The organism is Methanothrix soehngenii GP6 (assembly GCF_000204415.1).
Classification (GTDB): Archaea; Halobacteriota; Methanosarcinia; order Methanotrichales; family Methanotrichaceae; genus Methanothrix; species Methanothrix soehngenii.
Window position 1 is genome coordinate 250236 of record NC_015416.1, and the last position, 24204, is coordinate 274439.

Here is a 24204-nt window from a genome sequence, read left to right on the forward strand (position 1 = left end):
ACAACGGCCAACGGGCTGCTCCAAACCTCCAGTTATCAGATCGATATACTATGGGTAAACGGCGCGATGATGCTTATTAGCAGGCTGGTCAGAATCACCCAGGTGAAAATGGCGACTGCAGTTCTGGTGAGCTTCTCCGCCTTCTCGGGCGGAACCAGCCGCTCAAAGCCCGTTTGGACCAGATCTCTGAAGATATGACCTCCATCCAGGGGACCGGCAGGAAGGCAATTGAAGAGGCCGGCATAAAGGTTGATCCAGCCTATCCAGAGGAGGAGGTTCGCTATCCAAAAGAACCTCTCACCCAGGGGCTCCGCCCAACCAACCGGTTCGTAGACCGCAGTCAGCCAACCGCTGAATCCGGGAAATCCCTTCTGGGTGAATCCGGGAATTCCTGAAAAGGGCAGGTTGAGCATGTAGGCGAAACCCTCTACGCCTCTCTTTGGAATGGTCTTCAGGATCCCGAGGAACTCGCTGGCAGGAGCTTCCTGGAATGCCACACCACCCGCATAGATGGCGTTCCCTGACATTTCAATGCCGATAAAGCCCGTTCCCGCAGCATCCGACTCCTCATTCTGCTCCTCCTCTCCCTGGCCAGCAGCGGAGGTGAGGTTGACCTGGTAGCTCTTGCCACTTCCGGTGGTGATGGTGATGATCTGACCGGGTCGGGTGAGGTTCATCTCCCTTCTGAAGCCCTCAACATCCACCACCTCCTTGCCGTCGATCCTGGAGATCACGCTGCCCGCAGGCAGGCCGACGGAATCGGCGGGAGAGTCCGGGAAGATGGAGGCAACCATGATTCCCCTTGCCGCCTGGCCGGGGAGGTTGAAGATCTCCTTTTGGCCGTTGTGCAAGACCTCCATCTCCACCATGGTGCTGCCCAGATTGCTGTAAAGCTCCTCTATCTTTATCGCATTCTCTCCATTCACCTGAAGCAGGACCATGCCGCTCTCAAAGCCTGCCTCCTCCGCTATTGAATCCTCCTGGACACCCACCGCAATCAGCCGGTCAACAGGGGATATGGAGCCCAGAACCGGCCCAAAGAAGAGGGCCATGGCCAGCGCGGCCACCATGAAGTTGGCTATGACCCCGGCGGAGAGAATCCTGATCCTGGCGGCCCTGTTCACCAGGGACGGCTTGTTCTTTGTGCCGAAGAGATCCTCCTCATCCGGCTCAACAAAAGCAGCTATTGGGGCAACGAGCAGGGTTACTATGCCCATGGACTTGACCCTGACCCCTTCCACTCGGGATAGGATGCCATGGGCGAACTCATGCACCAGCATGGTGACGAATAGGGCGATCCAGCCCCATAAAAAGGGGATATACTCGTTCAGACCGGGGATGAGCAGGATATTTCTGGGTGCATTGTAGCTGCTGGGCTCGGGTGGAGAGAGAATCATCAGGTAGGTCATGAGCAATACGAGGATCAAGAATGTGGCCATACTCAGGATCACCAGAGGAATTCCGATAGTTACCGCCGTTCTCCATATCCACTTGGGGCGGCTCAGCTGGTCGAGCAGCTTCAATCCTTTGGTTGTCCGCAGGAATATGAGGAGGGGTATTCCTGATATCCCTCCCACAGTCACACCTCTCTTCTTCCATGCCTCGCTATCTCTCAAGGGCAAAAGGAGGATGGAATACAGGCCTATCAGCGCCGCTGCGATAAGCATCCAATCTGCGAATTCTAGCTGTAAATCGAAGCTCAAAACTCCAGCCTCATCAGGTCAATTCGGTGTTATATGTCTGGCATCATGTATATAAGTTGAGACGAGGGCTTTAGAGCAATCCCTGTTCCTCAAGTTCCATCTTGGCCAGATCCTCATGCTTCCTCTCCAGGAAGCTGTATACATTACCATGTGGCGCGCCATCCAGGAGCATCTCTATCGCTGCGCGTGCCACTCTGATCTGCTCGGGGTAGCCGAGTATGGCCACCGTCTTGCCGTAGACGGAGACCTTGGTGCCCGAGAGCCGCTCCATTATCTCCCTCGACCTTCCATCCTTGCCGATGATGCGTCCCTTCAACCGTTCCATATCGCTCCTGGTGCCTGCTGTCTTGGATATGTCCAGCACATCGAGCATCAGCATCTCGTCGTCCAGGATCGCCAGCGCTCTCTCCGGCGAAAATCCTCTGCCAATCGCCTTCACCAGGTCCATGACCCTCAATACCTGCAATGGATCTTCTGCGGATGTGACAGAAATTGTGCCTGTATCGCTGTCTATCTCCAGAGAGGTCTTTGTCTTCTCTTCTATGAAGTGTTTCATGGAGCCGTTAGGTCCCACCAACACTCCTATACGTTCTTCTGGGATCTTTATATCCATTGTCAGCCTCCTTTTATCTTGATCAGCTACTCTCCTTTTTTGCCTTTTCAGCTCCATCCTTCTGGATCCTGGCATAGATCTCCTCGGATGAGCCAATGGAGTACTTTTTCTGGAAGTAATGAACTATATTGGAGATGTCTCGCTCCAGGAACTTTCTGGCCATGGGATGGTCCAGGGTGACCGATTGTCCCATATCTATTATCACCGGCTCGCCATCATCGTATAGGATATTAAACTCGCTCAGGTCGGCATGAACCAGACCGGCCTGATTGCAGAGCAGGGATATATATTCGACGATCTTCTGGTAGATTTGCTCGGCCTCTGCAGAGTCCAGCTCGACATCCTTTAGGGGTGGTGCGACATAATCTCCCTTGCCGATCAGATCCATAACCAGAATATTCTCCTTCATGGTGATGGGATGGGGTACCCGCACACCCACTTCCTCCGCACGCATGAGATTGCGATACTCCTTGCGGGTCCAGGCGGCGACAATAGCTCTTTTCGTGCCCTTGACGCTTCCAAATCTGGGATCGCCATGCAGGTAATCCTGCATCACATTGAAGTTGCTGGTAGAAATGCGATAGATCTTAAGGGCAAGCTCTCTGCTGCCCACCAGAGCCCGGAATATATTCGCCTCTTTTCCGGTGCAGATGGAACCTCCCAGGGCATCTATGACCCCTTTGCTTGCCAGGCTGTACAGGTCCATCAGGGTTCGCTTGTCAAAGACAGCGTCCTGGACATTCAGGTCATCGGAGTCCTTGATTCTGGTACGAAGAACATCAATACGAGTATCAAAATCCTCATCCTTGCTGCGCCTGCTCATGATTTGTCTATCCGGCTTATGAAGAGCCCTTCAGAAAACCTTTGCGCTGCAGCCAGTCCACTTGAGGGCCGGTGTATCTCCAGACCACGTCAGCCTTCTCATTCTGGAACTCCCAAGGGATGATTATGACCACGTCGCCCTCTCGTATCCAGATCCTCTTCTTCATCTTTCCCGGTATGCGGGCCATCCTGGTTACGCCGTCAATGCCCCTGACCTTGATGCGATTGGAGCCAAGCAGGCTTTCTACATGACCGAATATCTCTCTATCCTGTTTGCGAGGGAGGCGAACTCTGGTTATTACTGCTCCTTCCTCCCCACCATGACCTCTATTGTACAGCTTATCACCTCAAATAATAATTGCAGATTTTAGATTAGATGCCGGATCGATGAGATCCTGAGCGGCGTTGAATCGCTATCTGGCTCATTTGCAGCCAGAATCGCCAGAGCAACTTGCCGCACCACCTCAGTCGAAAATGACGCTTAAATAGTTAAAGCTTGTGTCGATCCGAATCCTAATGGGCCCGACGCGATTCGAACGCGTGATCCCCGCCGTGTGAAGGCGATGTCATAACCAGCTAGACCACAGGCCCTCGAAGTAAGGAAGTAAGGCATCAGATATTAGTATCTTGCCCTAGAGGAAAAATCCCTTGGCCAGTTTTGGGCTCGTGACAAGGAATTATTTAAATATCTATTCGCGAGCTTAATTAAATAAATGAGTCAAATCTTCAGAAATCCTGTTTATCTTTTGTATGAGAGGCGGCTCAAGTCTCAGATCCTGGCAGGGTCACCGGTGGAGCATATAGCGATAATTCAGGATGGAAACCGCAGGTATGCCAGGCAGAAGGGCCTCGCCAAGACTCTTGGCCATAGCCTTGGCGCTGAGACCTCGGAGAGGGTGTCAGACTGGTGCCTGGAGGTGGGGGTTCGGCATCTCACCCTTTATGCTTTTTCCACAGAGAACTTCAGCCGGGAGGATTCGGAGAAGCGCTATATCTTTGATTTGATAAAGAAAAAGTTCAATGAGCTGAGAAATTCAAAGAAAATCCATTTCAATAGAGTTCGGGTGCGAGCCATCGGTCGGTTGGAGATGCTTCCCGATGATCTGCAGGAGGAGATCCGATTGACTGAGGAGGCCACGAAGGATTACAAGAAGATGTATCTGAATGTGGCCCTGGCTTACGGAGGTCAGAGGGAGCTGGTGGATGCCGCACGCTCCTTAGCCCACCTGGTGGAGGAGGGAAGGATCAGATCTAAGGATCTCGATGAGACCATCATCGCCCAGCATCTCTATCCCCAGGACGGCATTTCCGTTCCCAAGGTGGATCTGATCATCAGGACGGCGGGGGACTTTCGCACATCGAACTTCCTTCCCTGGCAGGCCAATGGCAATGAGTGCGCCGCCTACTTTTGCGCTCCTTTTTGGCCGGAGTTCAGGAAGATCGACTTTCTGCGGGCCATCAGGACTGCACAAACCAGGGCATCATGCCAATAAGCTTAATAACCTGAAGCATGCCATCAGAGGTGTTCTAGTCCCGATGGGGTAGTGGATATCCCGGAGGCCTGCGGAGCATTTTCGCGCAGAGAGCCTTCAACCCGGGTTCGAATCCCGGTCGGGACGTGATATTTATCCTGCGCAGAAATTTAGCTTTGGCATGAAGCATCTCGATCTCCGTGCATTGCCCAGCACTTCATTAATTGCCTATTAGTCTGCTGCTAGCTCCTCTCCGCTACCGCCGTTCCTCCTTCAAGCTGGATCTTCTTCAGTCCAAACTGCCTGGCAAAGTCTTCGACGCTCTCATCAAAGCCCTTCTCAAGAGAGGCCAGTGTCAATCCTGGCCACCCTGGTCAGGCCGCTTCCCTTCAGCATCGACTGCATATCTCTATTTCTGCGCTAGGCCGACCCCTCCTGCCCATGGCTTTCCAGTTGGCAGCCCACATTGGTGTCATGAAGACGGCCACGTCCAGTGGGCATATCGCGATTTATCCGGTTTGGGGGATAGTTTAATACCGATAGGATGCTCAAGGCTCAATCGATGCATCGCATACTGGTCAGCAACGATGATGGCGTTTATGCCTCCGGTCTCGAGGCGGCGGCAAAGAGCGTTCGAGGCCTGGGGGAGGTGACGGTAGCCGCGCCTTCGGGACAGAAGAGCGGCGTGGGAAGATCTATATCCGTCTTTGAGCCGCTTCGCTTCGCAGAGGTGAACCTGAACGGCTTTAAAGCCTATGCGGTCACTGGAACGCCGGTGGATTCGGTCATCATTGGCATCTTCGCCATCCTTAAGGAGATGCCTGATCTGGTCATCTCGGGAATCAATGTGGGAGAGAACATCAGCACCGATACCGTTACCACGAGCGGGACCATCGGAGCGGCTCTGGAGGCTGCTAGCTACGGCATTCCCGCCATTGCTGCCTCAATTCAGGCCGTTGATCAGGGCGACAAGTTCGATATGCATCATGGAGCCAAGCACAGCTTTGATGTGGCAGCTCTATTTCTGCGCCGAGTAGCGACCCGGGTCTTAGAGCACGGCCTTCCTGAAGGAGTGGATCTCTTAAACCTGAATGTCCCAGTCGGTGCCAGCGAGGAGACGGAGATAAAAGTGACCCGCCTGGCTAAGAAGATCTTCAAGACGGCTGTGCAGGAGCGTTTTGACCCCCGTGGCCGGCCTTACTACTGGATTGATGGGGAGCTGATATGCTGCGACGAGGAGGGGACTGACGTGCAGACCATCTATCAGGACAAGCTGGTATCCTTAACCCCCCTCAGCCTGGATTCCACGGCCAGAATCGATCTGAAAGAGATAGAGAAACTATTTTGATCTCTATCTGACCTCAGATTTACCTCCGATCTACCCTCAGATTACTCCTTTGGTGCTGGGGATGCCCGCTCCACCCTTTGCCGCCGCCAGGCGAACGGCCAGGCCCAGGGCCTTGAAGATGCATTCCATCTTATGATGATCGTTCTCCCCGTAGAAGCGGATATGAACCGTCATCCCGGCTGCATTAAAGAGCTCTTCCAGGAAGGGTTCAAGGAGCATGGCCTCGAAGTCCCCGATCCTCTCTCCCCGAAACTCTCCGGAGACGATCAGATAGGGCCGCCCCCTGAAGTCCAGAGCCACGTCCGCTAAAGACTCGTCCATGGGAACCGAGGCCGAGCCGTAACGGCATATTCCGCTCCTGTCTCCCAGAGCATCATCCAGGGCAAGGCCGATGGCCCTTCCTAATGTCTGGGCTCTCCACAAGCCCTCCTCTGATTCCGCCACCAGGTCAATATTTGCCGTGCGGGCCAGGGCGAGCAGCATATGATCAAGAAATCCCGATCCGGAGGCGGCTTTTGCCTGGCCTGATCCGTCCAGGTTAACTGTGGCCTGGGCCCTACAATCTCTGAATAATCCCAATCCTCTTCCATTTCTTTTCGCCATTTACCATCACCTATCTTCGCAGGGCCTGCAGAGTAGCTGAGACGCTCAATTTTCCGGTGTAAATGGCCGTCCCGGCCACGGCTCCTGCAGCCCCAGCATCCCTCAGGGCGAGGACGTCATCGATGGAGGTGACCCCGCCGGCAGCGACAACCGGTATTCTGAGGGCTGCCACCAGCTCTCGTGTAGGCTGGATATCGATTCCTCGCTCCCTGCCTTCAACATCGATGTTCGTGAAGAGGATGGACCCCGCCCCCTTATCCTCGAACAATCTGCCCAGCTCCATCGCCCTCTTGCCTAAGGTCTTCTGCCAGCCCTCGGTGGTGACATCCCCTCGCTTGACATCCAGGGCCACCATAATTCTCTCCCGACCGTGCTCCTCAGCCAATTGGGCGATCATATCGGGATCTTTCAGGGCGGCAGTTCCCAGGATCACCCTATCTACGCCCAGGCGGAGAACATCCCTCGCTTCCTCTTCTGACCGAATGCCCCCCCCTACCTGGATATAGACGTCCAGCTCCTTTACGATCTGAGCGAGGATGGAAGCGTTCGCCCTCTTGCCCTGAATCGCCCCGTCCAGGTCGATGATGTGCAGGTGGTCAGCGCCTTCGTCGATCCAGCGCTCTGCCTGGGCGAGGGGATTGTCCAGGGCCACTACCTCAGTTCCTGGTACTCCTCCCACCAGCTGCACGCATTTGCCGCCTCGCAGGTCCACTGCAGGAAAGAATGAAAAACTCATGATGGCCAATTGGCATCGAATAGACCTTAACCGTTTCGATGGTTGGAAAAAAGGCTCTTCGCTGAATTATGGGGGTGAGTTCAGGCAGAATATGGCCTTTTGTTCCTCTGTGTTTCTGTGGTTGGGTCATTGCATCGCGGTTCACCACAGAGGAACAGAGACACAGAGAATTTCTGATTCAAATTCACAAATCAAATAGCGAGGAGCCGAAAAAAAGATTAGATCAATTGATCTCGAGCGATCGATATCAAACGACCTCAATGGATTTTAGATCTGATTAAGCGAGCTCCTGCCAGCGTGCCTGCCACTGCAAATGCAAATCCGAATCCCGGAGTGCTCTTCTCATCAGAGTCGCTTTCGCTCTCGCTGGAAGCCTCGTTCTCTTCCTCATCATCCTCATCGTCATCATCATCCTCGGCATAGATCGGTGCTGCCAATGCCATGATGGCGAAGAGGGCCAAAAGAAGAGCTAATATGGACTTTCTCATCTATTCACCTCCGGATTCAAACCTATTTCATCGTAATTCATCCTTTCCCTTTTAGCCACATCCTTTGCACAATTGCAGCATAAATGGCATCCGTTGCACGAGAGCCTATAAATATCAAAAATGACATTGGTATATGTAATTTGCATCCAATCAAGAAAACGGTGGATAACAGATAGGCTGAAGGAGGATCTATATGGGCTTCTTAGAGCGGATGAGCGCTGTCGTGCAGGCAAAGATGAATAAGATCATGAACAGGATAGAGGATCCCAGAGAGGTCCTTGAGGTCTCTTATGAAAAGCAACTGCAGCTATTGCAGAATGTCAAGAGAGGGGTGGCAGAGGTGACCACCTCCAAGAAGAGGCTTGAATTGCAGAAGGCCAAGCTTCAGATGAACATCGATAAGCTTGATGGCCAGGCAAAGGAGGCCATTTCTGCCAGCCGGGAGGACCTGGCGAGAAAGGCCCTGGAGAGCAAGGCCTTGATGCAGGCCCAGCTGAATACCCTGGAAGGGGAGATAAATGAACTGAATAATCAGCAGCAGAAGCTGCAGGCAGCCGAAACCCGCCTGGCCACCAAGGTGGAGGCCTTCCGCACCAAGAAGGAGACCATCAAAGCCCAGTATACTGCCGCCGATGCTCAGGTCAAGATCACCGAGTCCGTGACCGGTATAAGCGAGGAGATGGCGGATGTAGGCCTGGCGGTTCAGAGAGCAGAAGAGAAGACTGAGGATATGAAAGCCCGCTCTGCTGCTTTGGATGAGCTCCTGGAATCCGGAACTCTCACCGACTACTCGGGAGGGGATGAGATCGAGAGTGAATTGGCACGGGTCAAGGCCAAGAACACCGTAGATGATGAGATGGCCAGATTGAAGGCGGAGATGAATAAATGATTATCAGAATCCTGGGAGAGGGTCAGTTCCGCTTTGATGACAGCAATCTGGGCGATCTGAATAAAATTGACAATCAGATAGTGGATCATGTGAAGAATGGCGATCAAGATGGCTTTTGCCAGGAGCTGGTCAGAATGATCTCCATGGTCAAAGAGCTGGGGAAGCCCATAAGCGTCCAGGAGGTCATTCCTTCGGACATCATAGTCCCTCCCGCAGATCTCTCCTTCCAGGAGGCAAGGAATATCTTCTGCAATGACGGTCTTATCGAAGGATGAAGACAGCGCCTGCGCGGCATCAAGCTGCAAATACTTTTTATTGGTAAAGGCTTATCTGGATCGGATTTGGCAATAACATCCTGGTGCCAGGGAAGATGAAGAACCATGAGATAAAAACGGTCGAGCGACGCTTTCTCCTCGCCATCCTCCTCACCTGCACCATCCTCATAGTGGAGGCCATAGGCAGCTGGTGGACCGGCAGCCTGGCCCTGCTCTCAGATGCCGCTCATGTCTTCCTGGACATATTCGCCATCCTTCTCAGCTGGCTGGCCATCCGCCTCTCAACCATGCCGGCGGACGAGCGATACAGCTACGGTTTTCACCGCTTTGAGGTGATAGCATCTCTGGCCAATGGACTGACGCTAGGATTCGTCTCCCTGGGGATACTGGTAGAGGCATACAAAAGGCTCTTAGTGCCGGCACCAGTGAAGGGGCTTGACCTTCTCTTGCTGGCAACCTTCGGCCTGATAGTGAACCTGATTGTGGCCTACATCCTGGGAGGCGGCCACCTCCACCGCCATGATCACGGCCCCCATCACTCCGAGGATCTCAATATCAGGTCAGCGAGGCTTCATGTGCTGGGGGACGCTGCCGCCTCTCTGGGCGTCATAGTGGCAGGAATCATCATCTGGCAGACTGGCTGGACCCAGGCCGATCCCATAGCCAGCATCATAATCAGCCTGATAATATTCGCCAGCTCCTACCGGCTCATAAAGGACTCATTTCGTATCATGATGGAGGGTGTTCCTGCATGTATCAACCTTGAGGATGTATCCCGGGCCATCGGCAGCGTTCCCGGTGTGCTCCAGGTCCATGACCTGCACGTCTGGGGGGTGTGCTCTGCCCATGTCATACTCAGCGCCCATGCGGTGATCGAGGACCAGATGATCTCACAGGGGGAGGCGATAATGGAGGAGATCAAAGGAATCCTGCATGATCTCTTCGGAATAGAGCATACCACCATCCAGCTTGAACATGAGAGCTGCGGACAGGGCAGCGAAGCGTTACGTCTGGGCGATGAGGGTGAAGATGGGGCAATGCAGAGGGAGGGGGCAGGGCCAGAGGATATGGTCAGAAAAAGCTGAGAGCTGCCGTTCTCAGGCCGGCGCCTGCTCTTCAGCTCTAACCAGCTTATAGATCTTCCCGCTATCTCCTGAGGGGCCCAGAACTTCTGACGTCAGGAGGTAGATCTCGCCCTCCCCGTCTCGCCCAAAGGCGCGGATGAACTCTCCAATCCTTCCATCCGGACGGCCGGCGATCGATATCTCCTCCGCTTTCCAGAGCCCTTCATCTGATGCTTCCTGCCGGGCCAGGTAGAGCCTGCCATCCCCTTGATCGAAGTTGCTGGACCAGTCGGCGAAGAGGTAGCTGCCAACGAGATCGGTCAGATCCTGGCCCTCATATAGGTACCCGCCCACGACCACGGTATGGTTGTCATGATCATACTCGATTATGGGATCTATGAGCGGCTCCCCTTTAGCCCCTACCTCCGGGCAGCTGGCGGGCGAGTCGTTCGGGCTCTCCGGATCGAAGCAATGAGTCCCCTCCCGGATGTTCCAGCCGTAGTTTCCTCCCTTTTCCACCAGGTCCACCTCCTCCCAGAGGTTCTGGCCGGCATCAGCAACGAACAAGCGCCCCTGTGAGTCAAAGGCGATGCCATAGGGATTTCTCAGGCCCAAAATCCAGATCTCAGGGAGATAAGCGGAGTCATTGATGAATGGGTTGTCCAGAGGAATGGCGTAGCCATCAGCCGCCGAATCCACATCGATTCTCAGAATCTTGCCAAATAAGCTTGAGGTATCCTGAGCGTTTCCTCCCTCGGAGTGGCCAGGCCCCTGATCATTTGCCCCGCCGCCATCGCCCAAAGGCAGGTACAGATAGCCGTCCGGGCCGAAGGTGATGGCCCCGCCGTTATGGTTCATCTGGGGCTTGTCGATCTGGAAGATGACCCTCTCTCTGCTCATATCGACTGCATCGGGATCGTCCTCAGATACTGTGAAAAGAGATAGACGGTTGGTGCAGCTGTAGCCTTCCGGAGCTCCAGATCGCAGAGGGACGCTGTAGAATACGAATACTCGGCCGTTCTTTACAAAATCGGGATGAAACGCCATCCCAAGCAGCCCCCGTTCATCGTAGCCCGGGGATAGATCGACCATCCGGTCGCGAAGATCCATGAAGGGGCCCTCCTGCATCCGGCCATCTTCATCGAAGACCTCAACCATCCCCGTCTGATCGACGGCGAACATCCGGCCGTCGTCTGAGCTGATATACTGCACAGGCGCAGTCAGGCCGGTGGCTATCAGCTCCAGCCCCAAGGTGGGAGGACTCTTATTTTCCAGGGCGGTGAGTGACGCCTCGCCTGTGCCGGTGGAGGGATCGGTCTCATTGCCAATGCAACCTGTGATGCCGACCAAAAGCGTCAACAGAATCAGGGTGGAAGGTGTTTTATAATTTTTCATTTCCGATCATTCCTTTCGAATATCTTTCAAATACTCTCCTGCCATCCGATCGGCTCAGAATGCGCTTTGGTTTTCCCCTGAGCTAAAAGCAGGCGGTTTGAATTCCGAACATCTATTTTAAGGCTCTAAATACTTATATATTTATGCTCAGCAGATGGATCTGCTGGAGAGAGGATCGTTCGATGCACACGTCCAGAAAAGAGGAGATCGAAAGGGATTAGGAGTGCCGTCTGGAAAAGCGGGATTGATCCGGGGGCTATGCTCAGAGGAAAGGCTAGAGTAAAGGAGCAATGACGAAGCATCAGATGACTCTAATGCAGCACTCCGTCCGATCTCATGAGATCCAGGCACTTCAGAACGGAGTATGCCGAGCGGTTGACCCCTGCGCTTCTTTTCTCGGTGTCAGTTCCCACGCAATAAAGGTTTTTCACCGGGGTTCTCACGTCCCCGAATCCCAGGTTCAATCCCCAGGATGCTTTCTCTGGTATCAGCTCCTGGTAGTGAATCATATCGATATGATCCTCGATATGCGGAACCTTCTGGACGATTGATTGAAAGGCTTTCTTCTTTATCTTCGCCATATCATACTCGCCATCCAGGGTAAATGCGAAGCCTACGAGATGATTGCCTTTTGGCGCCAATGTGGGATCGTAGTTGGTGGTGGGAACCACCCAGGCATATGGATCCGAGTCCACCCACATTTCCGAGCCGTAATTCAGGAACAGCCTCTTGGTCAGGCCCAGCCATATGGTCAGGGACTTTACCTTCTTGATCGAGGAGAGGTTCTCGGTGTATTCAGAAGGCAGGTCATCGACTAGATCCGGCAGTCTGGAAGAGAATCCCGAGTAAACGACGGTATCGCATTCGTAGCTATCCCGATTGGTGATCACCTGATCCGCCCGGAACACCTGATCTTCACGCCTTATGCCCTCGATCTTCACGACCCTCTCATTTGTGATTATCTTCACCCTGCCCTCAGGAAATGAGGAGGTGACGGAGTTGATTATGGATTGGAGTCCGCCCTTTGGGTATCCCTGGTCTTTGGCCCCATCGGTTATGAACAGGTCGTACAGCTTTCCCACATAGGGCACGGAATGGGTATTGTGGATCTTGTTGTCAATGAACCGGGATATGGGAGCGTTATCCGCTGATGTGCCCACCATAAAGTAGCACAGCCAGTCCAAAAATCTCCTGGTGGTGCTTGATAGTGCATTGGGAAGGACGGCGGATAGGGGTATATTGGAGAAGTCCTTGCCTGAGTTCAAGAGGTATAGGGTATTGAAGAGCGCCCTCATCAATAGCAGCCTGTCAGTCATGGGAATCAGGCTGAATGTGAGCCAGGAGTTGATGCTCCAGGGGAAAGGCTTGACCTCGTCCCCGATTCGCACGTAGTACTTTCCAAAGGGAGCAAACTGAGGAACAACCCTGAAGTACCTGTCCATCAGCACCTTGAGCGGACCGCTCTTTAACCTGGTTATGGCATGAGGGCCGGTGTCCAGGCGATAGCCGTCCACCTCATAAGACCTGCAGACCCCGCCGATACAGTCCTCTTTCTCCAAAATCAGCACTTTCTTTCCTTCCCGGGAAAGGGCAAGTGCAGTCAATAAGCCGCTGATCCCTGAACCAATAACCACAACATCATTCTTTTTCATAGATCATTATCCAATTTTTGATATCGCTTCCCATCTTATTGTATCAGGATGCTTAAGCCTTTTGGCCCGCAGGCCTCCAGAAGGAGGGATATCGCAGTGCTGCTGATAAAAGAGCATTTATATCCAATAAGGTGATCTTGGGCCTGAAGACAAAAGAGATAGCGGAAAATGGCACAACAACCTTTCGCTTGCGGGCAATCAGCATGGCTCAGTGGGCAAAAGTCGCTATATTAGAATGCCGAATCTAGCTGCCGAATCTAGTAGGTTATATGTGTGGGATGACATGATCACCAGAGAAGATGTGGAGCACATCAGCTGGCTTGCCAGCATCAAGATCGAAGAAGAGGAGAAGGATGAGTTGGTGGAGCAGTTCAACTCCATTCTGGAGTACTTCCATCAACTGGATCTGGTGGACACAGAGGGAGTGGAGCCCACCTACCGGGTGGTTGACCTTGCCAATATCTTCAGAGAGGATATAGCCAGAGGCTCTCTCACTCAGGATGAGGCGCTTTTTAATGCGCCGCGACGCGAAAATGGCTACTTCAAGAGCCCAAGGATAGTGTGATTATGCTGTCCGAGCTTAAGGCAACCCTCCTGGCCGGATCGGCAGAGGAGTATCTCTCCCAGCTTTATGAGAGGATCGAGAGGGGTAAGCTCAATGCCTTTACCACCCTGGCCAGGGAAACGGCTTTGAGAGAGGCAAAAAGCTTTGATCAAAATCCGGGGAAGGGGCTCCTGGCCGGAGTTCCCATCGCCATCAAGGAGTGCATATCGACCAAGGGAATTGAGAGCAACTGCAGCTCCAGGATTCTGCAGGGATACATCCCGCCATATGATGCCCATGTGATCGAGCGTTTGCGGGCAGAGGGGGCCATAATCATGGGCAAGACCAATATGGACGAGTTCGCCATGGGGACCTCCACTGAGACCAGCGCCTTCGGTCCGACCAGAAACCCCTGGGATATCGATTGCGTTCCGGGCGGCTCCAGCGGGGGAAGCGCTGCTTGCGTTGCTGGTGGCGAGGCTCCTTGTTCCCTGGGCTCGGATACGGGCGGATCGGTGCGCTGTCCGGCATCGTTCTGCGGCATCGTCGGCCTGAAGCCCACCTACGGCCTGGTATCGCGTTATGGACTGATCGCTTATGCCAACTCCTTAGAGCAGATCGGGCCTCTGACCCGTACGGTAAAGGATACCGCACTCCTCTTGGAGGTCATCGCCGGGCATGACTGGCGGGACTCGACCTCAGCGGAGAAGAGCAGCTATCTGCCCGACCTGGACCGGGGGATCTATGGCATGAAGATAGGCATACCCAAGGAGTACTTCGGGGAAGGGGTGAATGAAAAAGTAGAGAAGTCGGTCTGGGATGCGATATCCGTCCTGGAGGGCCTGGGAGCGAGCTGGCAGGAGGTGAGCCTCCCCCATACCCAGTATGCTCTGGCCGCCTATTATGTGATCGCCATGAGTGAGGCCTCCTCCAATCTGGCCCGCTTTGATGGCCTGCGCTATGGGCTGCGCCAGGCTGGGGAGGACCGGGACTGGCATACCACCTTCTCCGAGATTCGCAGCAAGGGCTTCGGTCCTGAGGTGAAAAGGCGCATACTCCTGGGGACCTATGCTCTGTCCGCAGGATACTATGGCCGCTACTATCTCAAGGCGCTGAAGGTGAGGACCCTTATCAAAGAGGATTTCCTGCAGGCCTTCAAACAGGTCGATCTCCTCGCCAGCCCGACCATGCCCATTCCCGCTTTCAGGATCGGCGAGCGGATAAACGATCCTCTCTCTCTTTACAAAGCGGACATATTCACCGTGCCCATCAACCTGGCAGGAGTTCCGGCGATATCCCTGCCCTGCGGATTTGCTGGCCAGCTTCCTATCGGCCTGCAGCTTATAGGCCCGCACTTCGGCGAGGCGGCAGTTCTGCAGGCGGCACAGGCTTTTGAGGCGGCGACGCCGTACCATGAGAGGACGCCGGAGGAGGTGGTCTAGATGGAGGATGTCATCATCGGCCTGGAGATTCATGTTCAGCTCAACCGGCTGGAGTCGAAGATGTTCTGCGGCTGCTCGACTAAATATCATAATTCCGAGCCCAACAGCCATACCTGCCCGGTCTGCCTGGGCCTGCCCGGCTCTTTGCCGGTGATCAACCGCAAAGCAGTGGAGAGCGGCATAAAAGTGGGATTGGCCCTGAACTGCAAGATCGAGGAGGAGACCCTCTTTTACCGCAAGAATTACTACTACCCGGATCTGCCCAAGGGCTTCCAGATCAGCCAGTACGACTATCCTCTGGCGACAGGCGGCCATATCATGATCCTGGGCGACGACGACCAGGAGAGGAATATACGCATCAATCGGGCTCATATGGAGGAGGACCCGGGAAGGCTGGTGCATGCCGGGACCATTGATAAGGCGAAGTACACCATGGTGGACTACAACCGCTGCGGCATGCCTCTCTTAGAGGTGGTGACTGAGCCCGATCTGCATTCACCCAAGGAGGCGCGGGCGTTTCTCGATAAGTTGAAGAGCATTCTCGAGTACCTGGACGTCTTTGACGGTTCCCTGGAGGGGGCGATGAGGGTGGATGCCAACATCTCTTTGAAGGGCGGCGACCGCTCCGAGGTCAAGAACATCTCTGGATTTAAGGGAGTGGAGAAGGCCCTCTCCTATGAGATCACCCGCCAGAGGAACCTGGCCCGGCGGAACATCAAGGTGGTGCAGGAAACCCGACACTTCGATGAATTGCGCAACATCACCGTCTCCATCCGCAGCAAGGTGGGGGCGCACGATTACCGCTACTTCCCCGAGTGCGATCTGGTGACCCTGCGCATCGCCTCCTGGGTTCCTGCCATAAGGGAGGCTCTGCCTGAGCTGCCGGACTCGAAGAGGGAGAGGTTCGTCCGGCAGTACAGCCTGGCCGATGACCACGCCAAGTCATTGACCACGGAGATCCGGTTGGCCGACTTCTATGAGTTCGTGGCTGCCCGGGCCTCGCCCAGGATGGCCGCGGTCTGGATCGCCGATGTCCTCAAGGGGGAATTGAACTACCGCGATCTGGGGATAGAGAGCTTCAGCCCGGAGCATATGGTGGAGATTGTGCAGCTGCTCGGCGAGAATAAGATTACCGAGCACGGGGCGGTGGAGGTCATCCGCGACCTGCTGGATAAGAAAGGCAGCTCGCCCCAGGAGATCATCAAATCCCGCGGCCTGGGCCGGGCGGAGGATGATGTGGTGGCACGAGCGGTTGCGGAGGCGGTGGCGGAGTGCAGCGCGGCCGTCGCGGACTATAAAGCGGGAAGCGAGAGGGCCCTGAACTATATCGTGGGTCAGGTGATGAAAAAGACCAGGGGCAAGGCCAGCCCTGGCGAGGTACATAATCTGGTCCGGGCCCAGGTGGACAAGCTTTAGGGCGATGGTCAGAGGAGGGAGGAGAGCAAGGCATGGAGGAAAATCTCAGGGTCATCTCTTTTTTCTTTCCTTCTTCTCTATTCGGTCGTGATCCTAAAATAGGTTGAAGTTCTGGAACTCGATTAACGATTGCGGTTTCTCGGACACGCCCGAGAGAGGACATTCTGGGCAAATCAGCATTCAATAAGGCCTAATTCTGCGGCAGGCCTAAATACCAACCCATAATTGATTCACGACCTCTCTATTCTGTTGGCCCAGTTTTCCATCTAATGATACCATTTTTCCACGGTTTTTCAGTTGGGAGAAGAGTTAATTACTTATATCCTGGATCCTCAATATAGGAATTAAAATGGCAATGCTACTGGGGTTGACATTGAGTGCGGCTGGCCTCTTGCTGCTGAATAGAGTATTTAAGGAGAGCTTCGGGTCACAGAAGGCGGCCGAGGGCGACAAATCCAGGAATCGTGTCATCGAGATCCATGACTATGAGATCCTGGACGACATTCAAAGTTGTGCTTCTGAGGGCTATAAAGTGAAGATAACTTAACTTGAAGCAGTAACTATAATTTCTTATAAAGAATAATAAAATGTTCACATAGATCTCCCAAAATGGGACAGCCTTTTCTACCATTCCCCCCTTTATCGAACCATGCAGCCCAAGCCCGAGTTCACCAGCATCTCCCCCGGCAATCTGGTTGCGGTCACCGAGATCGACCTGGGAGCCCTCGCGGAGATATACGATGAGATGGACATATATTTATCGATTTATATGAAAAGCGCCAGCACGGCGGACCTGGACGCCAGCCGTTCTTTTGTCGCCTCCCGGTTCAGGGCCATGGAAAAGTCCCTTCCCTCCGAACTTCGAGAATCCTTTCAGAAGACCGTCTCTTTGGCCCAGGAGGCAATAGAATCGCCATCCTGGAAAGGAGAGAGATCAAGGGTGATCTTAGCCTCCAGCCCGGAGTCATTCCTGCACGTCTACCGGATGGGACTGGAGGCGGAGCCTCTAGTGGTCCTGGACACCTCGCCATTTCTCCTTCCCCTGGCCAGGCTCAGGGACGACTACCTGGACTGGGGCCTTTTGCTGCTCGACTCTCAGGAGGCCAAATTGTTTGTCATCCGCTCCCGCATCATGGAAGAGATGAGCCGCTCTTCTATCGACCTTATGAACAAGCATAAGAAAGGTGGATGGAGCCAGATGCGCTTTGACCGCTTGCGAAAGGGGGCCATCAAGTCCTTCTTCACCCAGGTAGCAGAGGACCTCGCCAATCTGGATAACCTGCAGGGGATGAGGGGACTGGTGCTTGCCGGACCGGGTGAGGCGAAAAGCCAGCTCAAGGAATTGCTCCCCCCACAGGCCAGGGATCGGGTATTAGGCCTGCTGGATGTCCCCATGGGCACAGTTCCCAGCGAGCTGGTGAAGATGGGCGACCAGGTGGCCCTGGATTACGAGCGCTCGGTGAGCAAGAAGAGGGCAGAGGAGCTGAAGTCCAATGTGCTCAAGGGCCAGCTTTCCTCCTACGGAATCGATCCGGTCAGAGATGCTCTGACTCATGGCAGGGTCAACACTTTAGTCATGCTCTCCGATTATGTGGTCCCCGGCTGGATCTGCGAAAAATGCCAGCACTTCCAGGAGGGGGCTCGGCCCGAGATCTGCCCCCAGTGCGGCGGCAGGACCTCTCAGGTGAACGTCTTAGAGGAGCTCTACGAGCTGGCCCAGAGGACGGGAGCAGAGGTGGAGTTCGTGGAGGAGGATGAGTTCCTGCAGTCTATTGGCGGCGTGGGGGCAATACTGCGCTATTGAAGGCGAATTATTCAGCGAATAGCCTGTTTTTATTCATCCTTTTGGGCATGATCCCCCCTGCTGGAGGGCGAACTAAAAAGAAGGAGTGCGAACCAAAAAGAATATAGCGAGTAGCTAATATCTTGGAGATAAGTATATAGATAACAAGCTATTTTTTCAGAGGTTTATTGGAGTGATGAACTCATGAGTGATATAAAAATTGCTTTTGACCGTGCATATGCTGCCATTGCCATCCTCTTTCTGATGATGGCGCAGGGATCGCTGGCTGAGGAGGACGACAGCCTGTATCAGATCTCGACCATTGGCGCGCTTATGCAGGGGGTATATGATGGCACAATGACTTTTGGAGAACTTGGCGAGCGCGGCGATTTCGGGCTGGGGACTGTGCAGGCCCTTGATGGTGAGATGGTTGCCGTTGACGGCCGGTTCTACCAGGTGAAATCCGATGGTGTCGCATATAGCTTGAGCGATAGCATGATCACGCCTTTTTCCGTGGTCACATTCTTTGATGCCGAGGAGACGATAAACCTGGGGGGAAGATATAACCTCAGCGAGCTGCAGGGCTATCTGGACAATTCGCTAGAAAGTGATAATCTGTTTTACGCCATCAGGATCGACGGCACATTCGACTATGTCAAGACAAGAAGCGTGCCCGCCCAGGAGAAGCCCTATCCGCCTCTCGAAGAAGCTATAAAAGGGCAAGAGATATTCGAGTTTCACGATGTTGAGGGAACAGTGGTCGGATTCAGATGCCCAGACTATGTCGAAGGGGTGAATGTTCCCGGCTACCACCTGCACTTCATCACTTTAGATCGCAAAGCGGGAGGCCATCTCCTGGACCTGGAGATCGAGGATGCGAGCGCGAAAGTGGACAGCATATCCGGCTTCGAGATGGATCTACCAGAGAACAAGCAGTTTTATCAGGCAGATCTATCAGATAGCCAGGAGGAAGAGCTGGAGAGGATAGAGAGCAATCCCAGGGAGTAGAGGATCTTGCAAAATATTTTTATTATCAATGATTACGTGATGTGTGAGCTGGTAGCATTGGAAGATCCTCACATTCCTGGCAATCTTCAAAAAAGGAAGAAACGTTTTGTGCCAGATTCCTGGCTTCAGACTCTGACGAACTTGCTCTTGGGGGCCCCGCAGGGGCATTTCCAGGTGCCTGGCAGATCTTCGAATGCCACTCCATCATTTTCCGCTGGATCATATACGTATCCGCATACCTTGCACCTCCAGGCGGCAGCCTGAGAGGCTGCATTGCTCGATGCAGCTGCGTTTGCTTCGGTTTTATCCAATTGATCTGAATTGCCATCAGTGGGAGAGGAAGCCTGCAGGGCAGCGACTACCGCTTCGGCAAACTCCTGAGAGGCGGAGGGGCCGTTAGCAGTGATGATCTTTCCGTCCTGAACCACAGCATCGTCTGATACTATCGCTCCCTTTGACTTGATATGGTCGGTCTCAGATGCAGTGGCCTTCTTACCCTTGAGAAGGCCGGCGTCCGCCAGGATCCAGGGGCCCAGACAGATGGCTCCCACGATTTTCTTTTGTGCGTTGGCCGATTTGGCGATCTTCTGGTAGTCCGGGTCACGGTTCAGCTCCTGGGAGTAGATCCCTTCCCCGCCCACGAAGACCACGGCGATGTAATCGGAGAGCTTTACCTCATCAAGGTCCAGATCCACCTCCGTCCTCTCGCCGCTCATTCCGGTGGCTGTCTTCACCCCTTTGCTGGCCAGATGAACCTGGTAGCCCATGCTCTGGAAGTAGTCGCGAGGCACATTCAGCTCCTCTTCTTGATACTGATCTGGCGGGAGAACCATCAGGATCTTCTCTTTGCTTGAGCCTGTATCCAGAGCAGGCGCAAGGCCATTGCCCGATCTATCCTCTGAGTCTTTGTTATCTCCGAAATCCTGCGAGTTCATTTCATCTTCTTGCCAATACGGCTGCTCATTATCCTGATACGGGTCGTCGGATTGATCGTCCTTGGGAACATAGCCTGAGCAGTAGACTTGAATGAAGTTGCCGGCATATGCGGAATAGCAGTTCGGGCAGAGGGTGTAGGGATCAATGCTCTCAGCCTCGGCCGGCGTCAGGATGACGGTATATCCGCAGACGGGACACTGCCAGCAGGTGTAGTCTGTATCTGAAGCAGTCTGTGCAGATGCTGGAGACATCGCAGCCAGCAATATGAGAATGAGTGGTGTGAGGAATGGGCTTTTCATGTTGAATGAAGTGATGGATTAGGATAAATAGATTAGCGAAACTGAATTACTGTGGTTGATGATACGGAATATCACGATGCAATCCCCCCTTTCAGGCAAATCAACTCTCAGAATCGATCTTACAATCGAATGCACAAATCACCTCCTGCTGCGCGGGGCGGAGATGAGCAACAAAGCATCTTGCTATGGAGGCAGAGGTGGCAGCATTGGGCGAAATTTTAATGTTAGCAGGATCGGGAGCCTAAGACGATATATGAGAGATTATTAATGTCTCTTTGATCTCTATTTCGAAATTAGAGGACTGGAATGATTTTATTATATTTTTAGATCGAACTACGAGCAATTAATCAATATAAAAATGCTAAAGTGATATAATATTAGAAATAAAACCATTAGGAACCTATAATCTGATTTTAAAACGCTAATTGGTCTGCTATTAGGGTCAGCGTTCGATGTGTCTTGCGGTTCGTCCGGCTCTTCTTTTTTAAATCGTTCAGATTTCCCTTTGCCTGCAAGACAACTCAAGCCTGAGGGCTGACGTTGATCTTGAGTGGAGGTATAGTGAATGAGATATGTTAGACTATTTGCGGCATTGTTGGTCGCATGTATTTCCATCGTCCCAGCCCTTTCAATGCAGGATAATGGAATTGCTCTAAAGGAATGTGCAAAGCAGATGGAATCCCCCTGTCAGAAGTCCCTGATGAGCGAAAAGGCACCGGATCTCCAGCAGCAGGGTCGAACGAACGCCATGGCAGATAATTATGAGGGTAACTTTGCCCCCAAGCCGATGATGGATGGCAGGCAAGATTCGTGCGGGGAAGATCCATGCCAGGATTGCCGGATGAATCGGAATAAAGGAGGCGCACCCAAGTCCATGATGGACGGCAAGCAGCCCAATCAGTTCTGCAAGAATCCACAGGCAGGCCAGGATGATAAGATCGGTCCTGAGGTCATGACGGATTGTAGGGAAGGTCCTCGCGGCCAGAACTCGGAGAATCCACAGAGCGATAAGATCGTTCCCAAGTCGATGATGGATGGCAAGCGGAATCCGTTCGATCAGAATCCCCGCATGGGCCAGAATATGGGTCCTATGAATGATATTGCAGCTCCGAGGTAGAGCAGGAAAACCATCATTCAAAGGGATCATGGCGAGGTGAATTTCAAAAAGCGAGTATCAGATCGGCCAGGAGTCAGAATTCCTGGCCCGCTTTTTGGAGTTAAATGACAAAAGGTGAACGGAGCAAAGATAAACTGAATTCCAATGATTTCGGAGTTTGATTAAAGCGGTGGGGGTTTCACAATGGTTATTGGTTTCGCGATGGTAAAGGTAGTTCGCGGGCATGAGGACGAGGCTTATCTGGACCTCAGGAAGGTCAGCGGGGTAAAAGAAGCCTATCGCATCTTGGGCGAGTACCAGTTCTTCGTAGTAATGCAGGCAAAAAGCGTTGCTGCTCTGCAGGGATTGATTGGCGGGGTAAGGAGTATACCTGACGCGACCAATATCTGCCATGTTCTCATCACAGATAGGGATGCATCAAAGCAGTTAGCCCCGATCGACGAATCATCTTTTGATTTCGAGGTCCCAGTACGGGGATGCTCCTAAAGCTCTTCGGAACTCTGAAGAGCTTTGCTCACCTGATGGTGGATACCAATTCATAAATTTGCAGATCGAAAATTGAAAGGAGAAATCGATATGAATATAGCATATTATCTGACAGCATTATTGATATTGAGCAGCATGGCCCTGCCGGCTTCATGCCAGGAACAGATAAGTCTCACCATAAACGTTCATGAGGAGGCCCTTGATGGTCCTCTTCTTTCAGAAGTTCTCATTACCGGATCGGATGGGACTGGAAATGAGTTTGCTGGAGTAACGGACAGCGACGGTGTAGCGGTTATCAGCGGGACTCCAGGTACCTGGCAGTTTTCCTTCCAGAAGGATGGCTATGACGACCTTAACCTGCAATATGATGCCACGCAGACCGAGGAGACTGCCGCATACCTTGAAAAGAGCTCTTGCGCTGAACAGGTTGCCCTTGCAGTATATGTCCTTGAAGGAAGTCTGGATGGCCCAATTCTCTCTGATGTTCAGATCACGGGGCAGGACGGAGATGGAAATGAATTTTCAGGGACAACGAACTCCACCGGGGTCGCCATCATCAGCGGCATACCCGGTACCTGGCAGTTTGCCTTCCAGAAAGCTGGCTATGATTCCCTTTACCTGCAATATAATGCCACACAAAGCGAGGAAGCAGCGGCATATCTGGAGAAGGCTGACTGAATATTTTGGCAAAACAAGTGCAATGGGCGGCACAAAGCCTCCCTTTCTCAATTCTCTCATATTTCATTTTTCCTGCTGGATCAGCAGATCCGGGTTCAGCTCCGACAAAACCTCATCCCACTGCTTCCGGTTCATGCTTATGTACTCCTCCATCAGCATCCTGCACTCAGCCCAGTCTAGGTCCACCACCTCTATCCCATGAGCCTGCATGAAGTCCCTGGCTGCGGGAGCGCTCCTGGCCTCGCCAACCACTACCTTCTTGATCCCGAAGTAGACCACTGCCCCGGCGCACATGTAGCAGGGCATGAGGGTTGTATATAGCACTGCATTGTGATAGCCGCCGGTCAGCCGGGCATTGCGCAGGCAGTCGATCTCAGCATGCATCATCTGATCTCTTTGCTGCACTCGTCTGTTCCTTCCTCTTCCTATGATCCGTCCCTCCTCAACTAGGACCGCTCCTATGGGAATCCCACCTTCTCTGGAGCCCTTGCGGGCCTCATCCAGCGCCGCCTGCATGAAGATATCCATGTTGAATATCAAATTGGATGGCAAGATTGATCAAGCTTTGCTCATCTCATAGAATTTTTATTAAATATATGTAATGAATTTATCTTAGCAAGCATCGATATCCAAAAACAGTCAATTTCGATAATTTTAAATATAGTGAACTAAAATTATTAACATAGATGGGATTGGGGGTATCATGATCACAGGATGTAACTGGGCAGGGGAGGAGATCGTCAGGGACACGATCGTTTATGATAAGAGAGTGGTAATCGGCAGCTCGGGCATACTGATTCCCACTGACGTCCGGGACTGGCTATCTCACACCCATAGCAAGGTAATAGCCAGAGCCCTGGAGGAGATGGCCCTTCCTGCCTCCCGCGAGGCAGGGACATTCGACATGAGAGCCTGGCGGAGCTGGGACTACGTGACCAGGTCAATAGACTACGTCACCGACAAGAGCAGCTTTGGACTGGAAGACCTCTGGCTCTTTCCCGAGGAGACGCTGATGCTCGGAAAAGGGGACTGCGAGGATACCTCTTTTCTCTTAGCTTCTCTTCTCCTGGCTAGCGGGATCTCAGAGCAGTGCGTGCGGGTGGTTTTGGGCCGGGTGGCCTCTCCAGCTGGTTCCTACGGGCATGCCTGGGTGGTCTACCAGTGCGAGTCTGGACAATGGTGCCTCTTGGAGACGACGTTGGAATCAGCGCCTCCCAGCTTCACGCCTGCTGATCCATTCACCCTGCCTGGAAATCAGTATCAATACCAGCCACAGTTCTGCCTGAACTCCTCTCATCTCTGGTCGATGACCCGGATGAAAAACGAATTCACGGATTATCTGAAGATTCGAGTCAAACCTCAGCAACCAGTGCCATCAGAGTGATAATGATAATAACATATGCCGCACATCCAGTTTGCCCTATAATGTCTATTT

The 24204-nt window shown here is 53.1% G+C and carries 27 protein-coding genes and 2 tRNA genes; 17 read left to right on the plus strand and 12 right to left on the minus strand.

Going from position 1 to position 24204, the window contains the following annotated elements:
- Window positions 1-35: 35 nt before the first annotated feature.
- The 5 genes from MCON_RS01210 to MCON_RS01230 all read right to left on the minus strand — a co-directional run bounded on the left by MCON_RS01210 (window position 36) and on the right by MCON_RS01230 (window position 3729).
- Entirely contained in the window at window positions 36-1703 is a 1668-nt protein-coding gene (locus MCON_RS01210) for a site-2 protease family protein (RefSeq protein ID WP_157863611.1), read from the minus strand.
- A 70-nt stretch (window positions 1704-1773) separates the two neighbouring features.
- On the minus strand, window positions 1774-2316 hold the full coding sequence (locus tag MCON_RS01215) for a KH domain-containing protein (RefSeq protein WP_013718234.1): 543 nt from the start codon (window positions 2314-2316) through the stop codon (window positions 1774-1776).
- A 22-nt stretch (window positions 2317-2338) separates the two neighbouring features.
- Window positions 2339-3139 (minus strand): serine protein kinase RIO, encoded by an 801-nt coding sequence (locus tag MCON_RS01220; RefSeq protein WP_013718235.1) that lies wholly within the window; start codon window positions 3137-3139, stop codon window positions 2339-2341.
- A gap of 16 nt (window positions 3140-3155) precedes the next feature.
- Entirely contained in the window at window positions 3156-3476 is a 321-nt protein-coding gene (eif1A, locus tag MCON_RS01225; protein WP_269798888.1) for a translation initiation factor eIF-1A, read from the minus strand.
- Between the two features lie 179 nt (window positions 3477-3655).
- Window positions 3656-3729, minus strand: a tRNA-Val gene (locus MCON_RS01230).
- A gap of 122 nt (window positions 3730-3851) precedes the next feature.
- Between MCON_RS01230 and uppS the strand changes: the two genes are divergently transcribed.
- The 3 genes from uppS (at window position 3852) to surE (ending at window position 5958) form a co-directional block, all read left to right on the plus strand.
- The gene (gene uppS, locus MCON_RS01235) at window positions 3852-4631 is read left to right on the plus strand and encodes a polyprenyl diphosphate synthase (RefSeq protein WP_013718237.1); all 780 of its coding nucleotides are present in this window, start codon (window positions 3852-3854) and stop codon (window positions 4629-4631) included.
- Between the two features lie 37 nt (window positions 4632-4668).
- Window positions 4669-4757, plus strand: a tRNA-Arg gene (locus MCON_RS01240).
- Window positions 4758-5172: 415 nt separating this feature from the next.
- Entirely contained in the window at window positions 5173-5958 is a 786-nt protein-coding gene (gene surE / locus MCON_RS01245) for a 5'/3'-nucleotidase SurE (RefSeq protein ID WP_048132754.1), read from the plus strand.
- 36 nt (window positions 5959-5994) lie between these two features.
- On the opposite strand, the gene MCON_RS01250 is transcribed toward surE, so the two are convergent.
- The 3 genes from MCON_RS01250 to MCON_RS01260 all read right to left on the minus strand — a co-directional run bounded on the left by MCON_RS01250 (window position 5995) and on the right by MCON_RS01260 (window position 7785).
- Window positions 5995-6561, minus strand: coding sequence for an imidazoleglycerol-phosphate dehydratase (locus MCON_RS01250; protein WP_013718239.1), 567 nt, complete (start codon window positions 6559-6561; stop codon window positions 5995-5997).
- Between the two features lie 10 nt (window positions 6562-6571).
- Window positions 6572-7297 (minus strand): 1-(5-phosphoribosyl)-5-[(5-phosphoribosylamino)methylideneamino]imidazole-4-carboxamide isomerase, encoded by a 726-nt coding sequence (gene hisA, locus MCON_RS01255; protein WP_013718240.1) that lies wholly within the window; start codon window positions 7295-7297, stop codon window positions 6572-6574.
- Between the two features lie 257 nt (window positions 7298-7554).
- Window positions 7555-7785 carry a PGF-CTERM sorting domain-containing protein gene (locus MCON_RS01260; protein WP_048131647.1) on the minus strand — a complete coding sequence of 77 codons (231 nt, stop codon included), beginning with the start codon at window positions 7783-7785 and terminating at the stop codon, window positions 7555-7557.
- Between the two features lie 193 nt (window positions 7786-7978).
- On the opposite strand from MCON_RS01260, the gene MCON_RS01265 reads away from it, so the two are divergent.
- From MCON_RS01265 to MCON_RS01275, 3 genes are all read left to right on the plus strand, one after another.
- The gene (locus MCON_RS01265) at window positions 7979-8674 is read left to right on the plus strand and encodes a PspA/IM30 family protein (RefSeq protein ID WP_013718241.1); all 696 of its coding nucleotides are present in this window, start codon (window positions 7979-7981) and stop codon (window positions 8672-8674) included.
- Window positions 8671-8949 carry a PspA-associated protein PspAA gene (pspAA, locus tag MCON_RS01270; RefSeq protein WP_013718242.1) on the plus strand — a complete coding sequence of 93 codons (279 nt, stop codon included), beginning with the start codon at window positions 8671-8673 and terminating at the stop codon, window positions 8947-8949. Before MCON_RS01265 ends, pspAA begins: the two co-directional genes overlap by 4 nt.
- A gap of 83 nt (window positions 8950-9032) precedes the next feature.
- Window positions 9033-10034: a cation diffusion facilitator family transporter gene (locus MCON_RS01275; RefSeq protein WP_232844315.1), complete on the plus strand. Its 1002-nt coding sequence runs from the start codon at window positions 9033-9035 to the stop codon at window positions 10032-10034.
- Between the two features lie 12 nt (window positions 10035-10046).
- Here MCON_RS01275 and MCON_RS01280 read toward each other — a convergent pair whose 3' ends face one another.
- On the minus strand, window positions 10047-11408 hold the full coding sequence (locus tag MCON_RS01280; RefSeq protein ID WP_013718244.1) for a PQQ-dependent sugar dehydrogenase: 1362 nt from the start codon (window positions 11406-11408) through the stop codon (window positions 10047-10049).
- 154 nt (window positions 11409-11562) lie between these two features.
- Between MCON_RS01280 and MCON_RS16805 the strand changes: the two genes are divergently transcribed.
- A complete protein-coding gene (locus tag MCON_RS16805; RefSeq protein ID WP_269798824.1) occupies window positions 11563-11691 on the plus strand; it encodes a hypothetical protein in 129 nt (42 codons plus the stop codon).
- A 28-nt stretch (window positions 11692-11719) separates the two neighbouring features.
- Here MCON_RS16805 and MCON_RS01285 read toward each other — a convergent pair whose 3' ends face one another.
- Window positions 11720-13060 (minus strand): phytoene desaturase family protein, encoded by a 1341-nt coding sequence (locus MCON_RS01285; protein WP_013718245.1) that lies wholly within the window; start codon window positions 13058-13060, stop codon window positions 11720-11722.
- A gap of 283 nt (window positions 13061-13343) precedes the next feature.
- Here MCON_RS01285 and gatC point away from each other — a divergent pair, with 283 nt between their 5' ends.
- From gatC to budA, 6 genes are all read left to right on the plus strand, one after another.
- Window positions 13344-13625 (plus strand): Asp-tRNA(Asn)/Glu-tRNA(Gln) amidotransferase subunit GatC, encoded by a 282-nt coding sequence (gene gatC, locus MCON_RS01290; RefSeq protein WP_013718246.1) that lies wholly within the window; start codon window positions 13344-13346, stop codon window positions 13623-13625.
- A gap of 2 nt (window positions 13626-13627) precedes the next feature.
- Window positions 13628-15046, plus strand: coding sequence for an Asp-tRNA(Asn)/Glu-tRNA(Gln) amidotransferase subunit GatA (gene gatA, locus MCON_RS01295; RefSeq protein WP_013718247.1), 1419 nt, complete (start codon window positions 13628-13630; stop codon window positions 15044-15046).
- Window positions 15047-16462, plus strand: a complete 1416-nt coding sequence (gatB, locus tag MCON_RS01300; protein ID WP_013718248.1) for an Asp-tRNA(Asn)/Glu-tRNA(Gln) amidotransferase subunit GatB — start codon at window positions 15047-15049, stop codon at window positions 16460-16462.
- Window positions 16463-16811: 349 nt separating this feature from the next.
- Window positions 16812-17009 (plus strand): hypothetical protein, encoded by a 198-nt coding sequence (locus tag MCON_RS01305; protein ID WP_048131648.1) that lies wholly within the window; start codon window positions 16812-16814, stop codon window positions 17007-17009.
- A 102-nt stretch (window positions 17010-17111) separates the two neighbouring features.
- Window positions 17112-18266, plus strand: a complete 1155-nt coding sequence (locus tag MCON_RS01310) for a baeRF10 domain-containing protein (RefSeq protein ID WP_013718249.1) — start codon at window positions 17112-17114, stop codon at window positions 18264-18266.
- Between the two features lie 183 nt (window positions 18267-18449).
- A complete protein-coding gene (budA, locus tag MCON_RS01315; protein ID WP_013718250.1) occupies window positions 18450-19253 on the plus strand; it encodes an acetolactate decarboxylase in 804 nt (267 codons plus the stop codon).
- Between the two features lie 125 nt (window positions 19254-19378).
- Here the strand turns inward: budA and MCON_RS15015 are convergent, their stop codons facing one another.
- Entirely contained in the window at window positions 19379-20488 is a 1110-nt protein-coding gene (locus MCON_RS15015) for a DJ-1/PfpI family protein (RefSeq protein WP_013718251.1), read from the minus strand.
- A gap of 565 nt (window positions 20489-21053) precedes the next feature.
- Here MCON_RS15015 and MCON_RS01325 point away from each other — a divergent pair.
- The 3 genes from MCON_RS01325 to MCON_RS01335 all read left to right on the plus strand — a co-directional run bounded on the left by MCON_RS01325 (window position 21054) and on the right by MCON_RS01335 (window position 22769).
- Window positions 21054-21605 carry a hypothetical protein gene (locus tag MCON_RS01325; RefSeq protein ID WP_013718252.1) on the plus strand — a complete coding sequence of 184 codons (552 nt, stop codon included), beginning with the start codon at window positions 21054-21056 and terminating at the stop codon, window positions 21603-21605.
- A 183-nt stretch (window positions 21606-21788) separates the two neighbouring features.
- Window positions 21789-22091 (plus strand): Lrp/AsnC ligand binding domain-containing protein, encoded by a 303-nt coding sequence (locus tag MCON_RS15020; protein WP_052297504.1) that lies wholly within the window; start codon window positions 21789-21791, stop codon window positions 22089-22091.
- A 90-nt stretch (window positions 22092-22181) separates the two neighbouring features.
- Entirely contained in the window at window positions 22182-22769 is a 588-nt protein-coding gene (locus MCON_RS01335) for a hypothetical protein (protein WP_048131653.1), read from the plus strand.
- A 63-nt stretch (window positions 22770-22832) separates the two neighbouring features.
- On the opposite strand, the gene MCON_RS01340 is transcribed toward MCON_RS01335, so the two are convergent.
- Window positions 22833-23297: a nucleoside deaminase gene (locus tag MCON_RS01340; RefSeq protein ID WP_013718255.1), complete on the minus strand. Its 465-nt coding sequence runs from the start codon at window positions 23295-23297 to the stop codon at window positions 22833-22835.
- Between the two features lie 175 nt (window positions 23298-23472).
- On the opposite strand from MCON_RS01340, the gene MCON_RS01345 reads away from it, so the two are divergent.
- The gene (locus tag MCON_RS01345) at window positions 23473-24153 is read left to right on the plus strand and encodes a transglutaminase domain-containing protein (RefSeq protein ID WP_013718256.1); all 681 of its coding nucleotides are present in this window, start codon (window positions 23473-23475) and stop codon (window positions 24151-24153) included.
- Window positions 24154-24204: the final 51 nt, after the last annotated feature.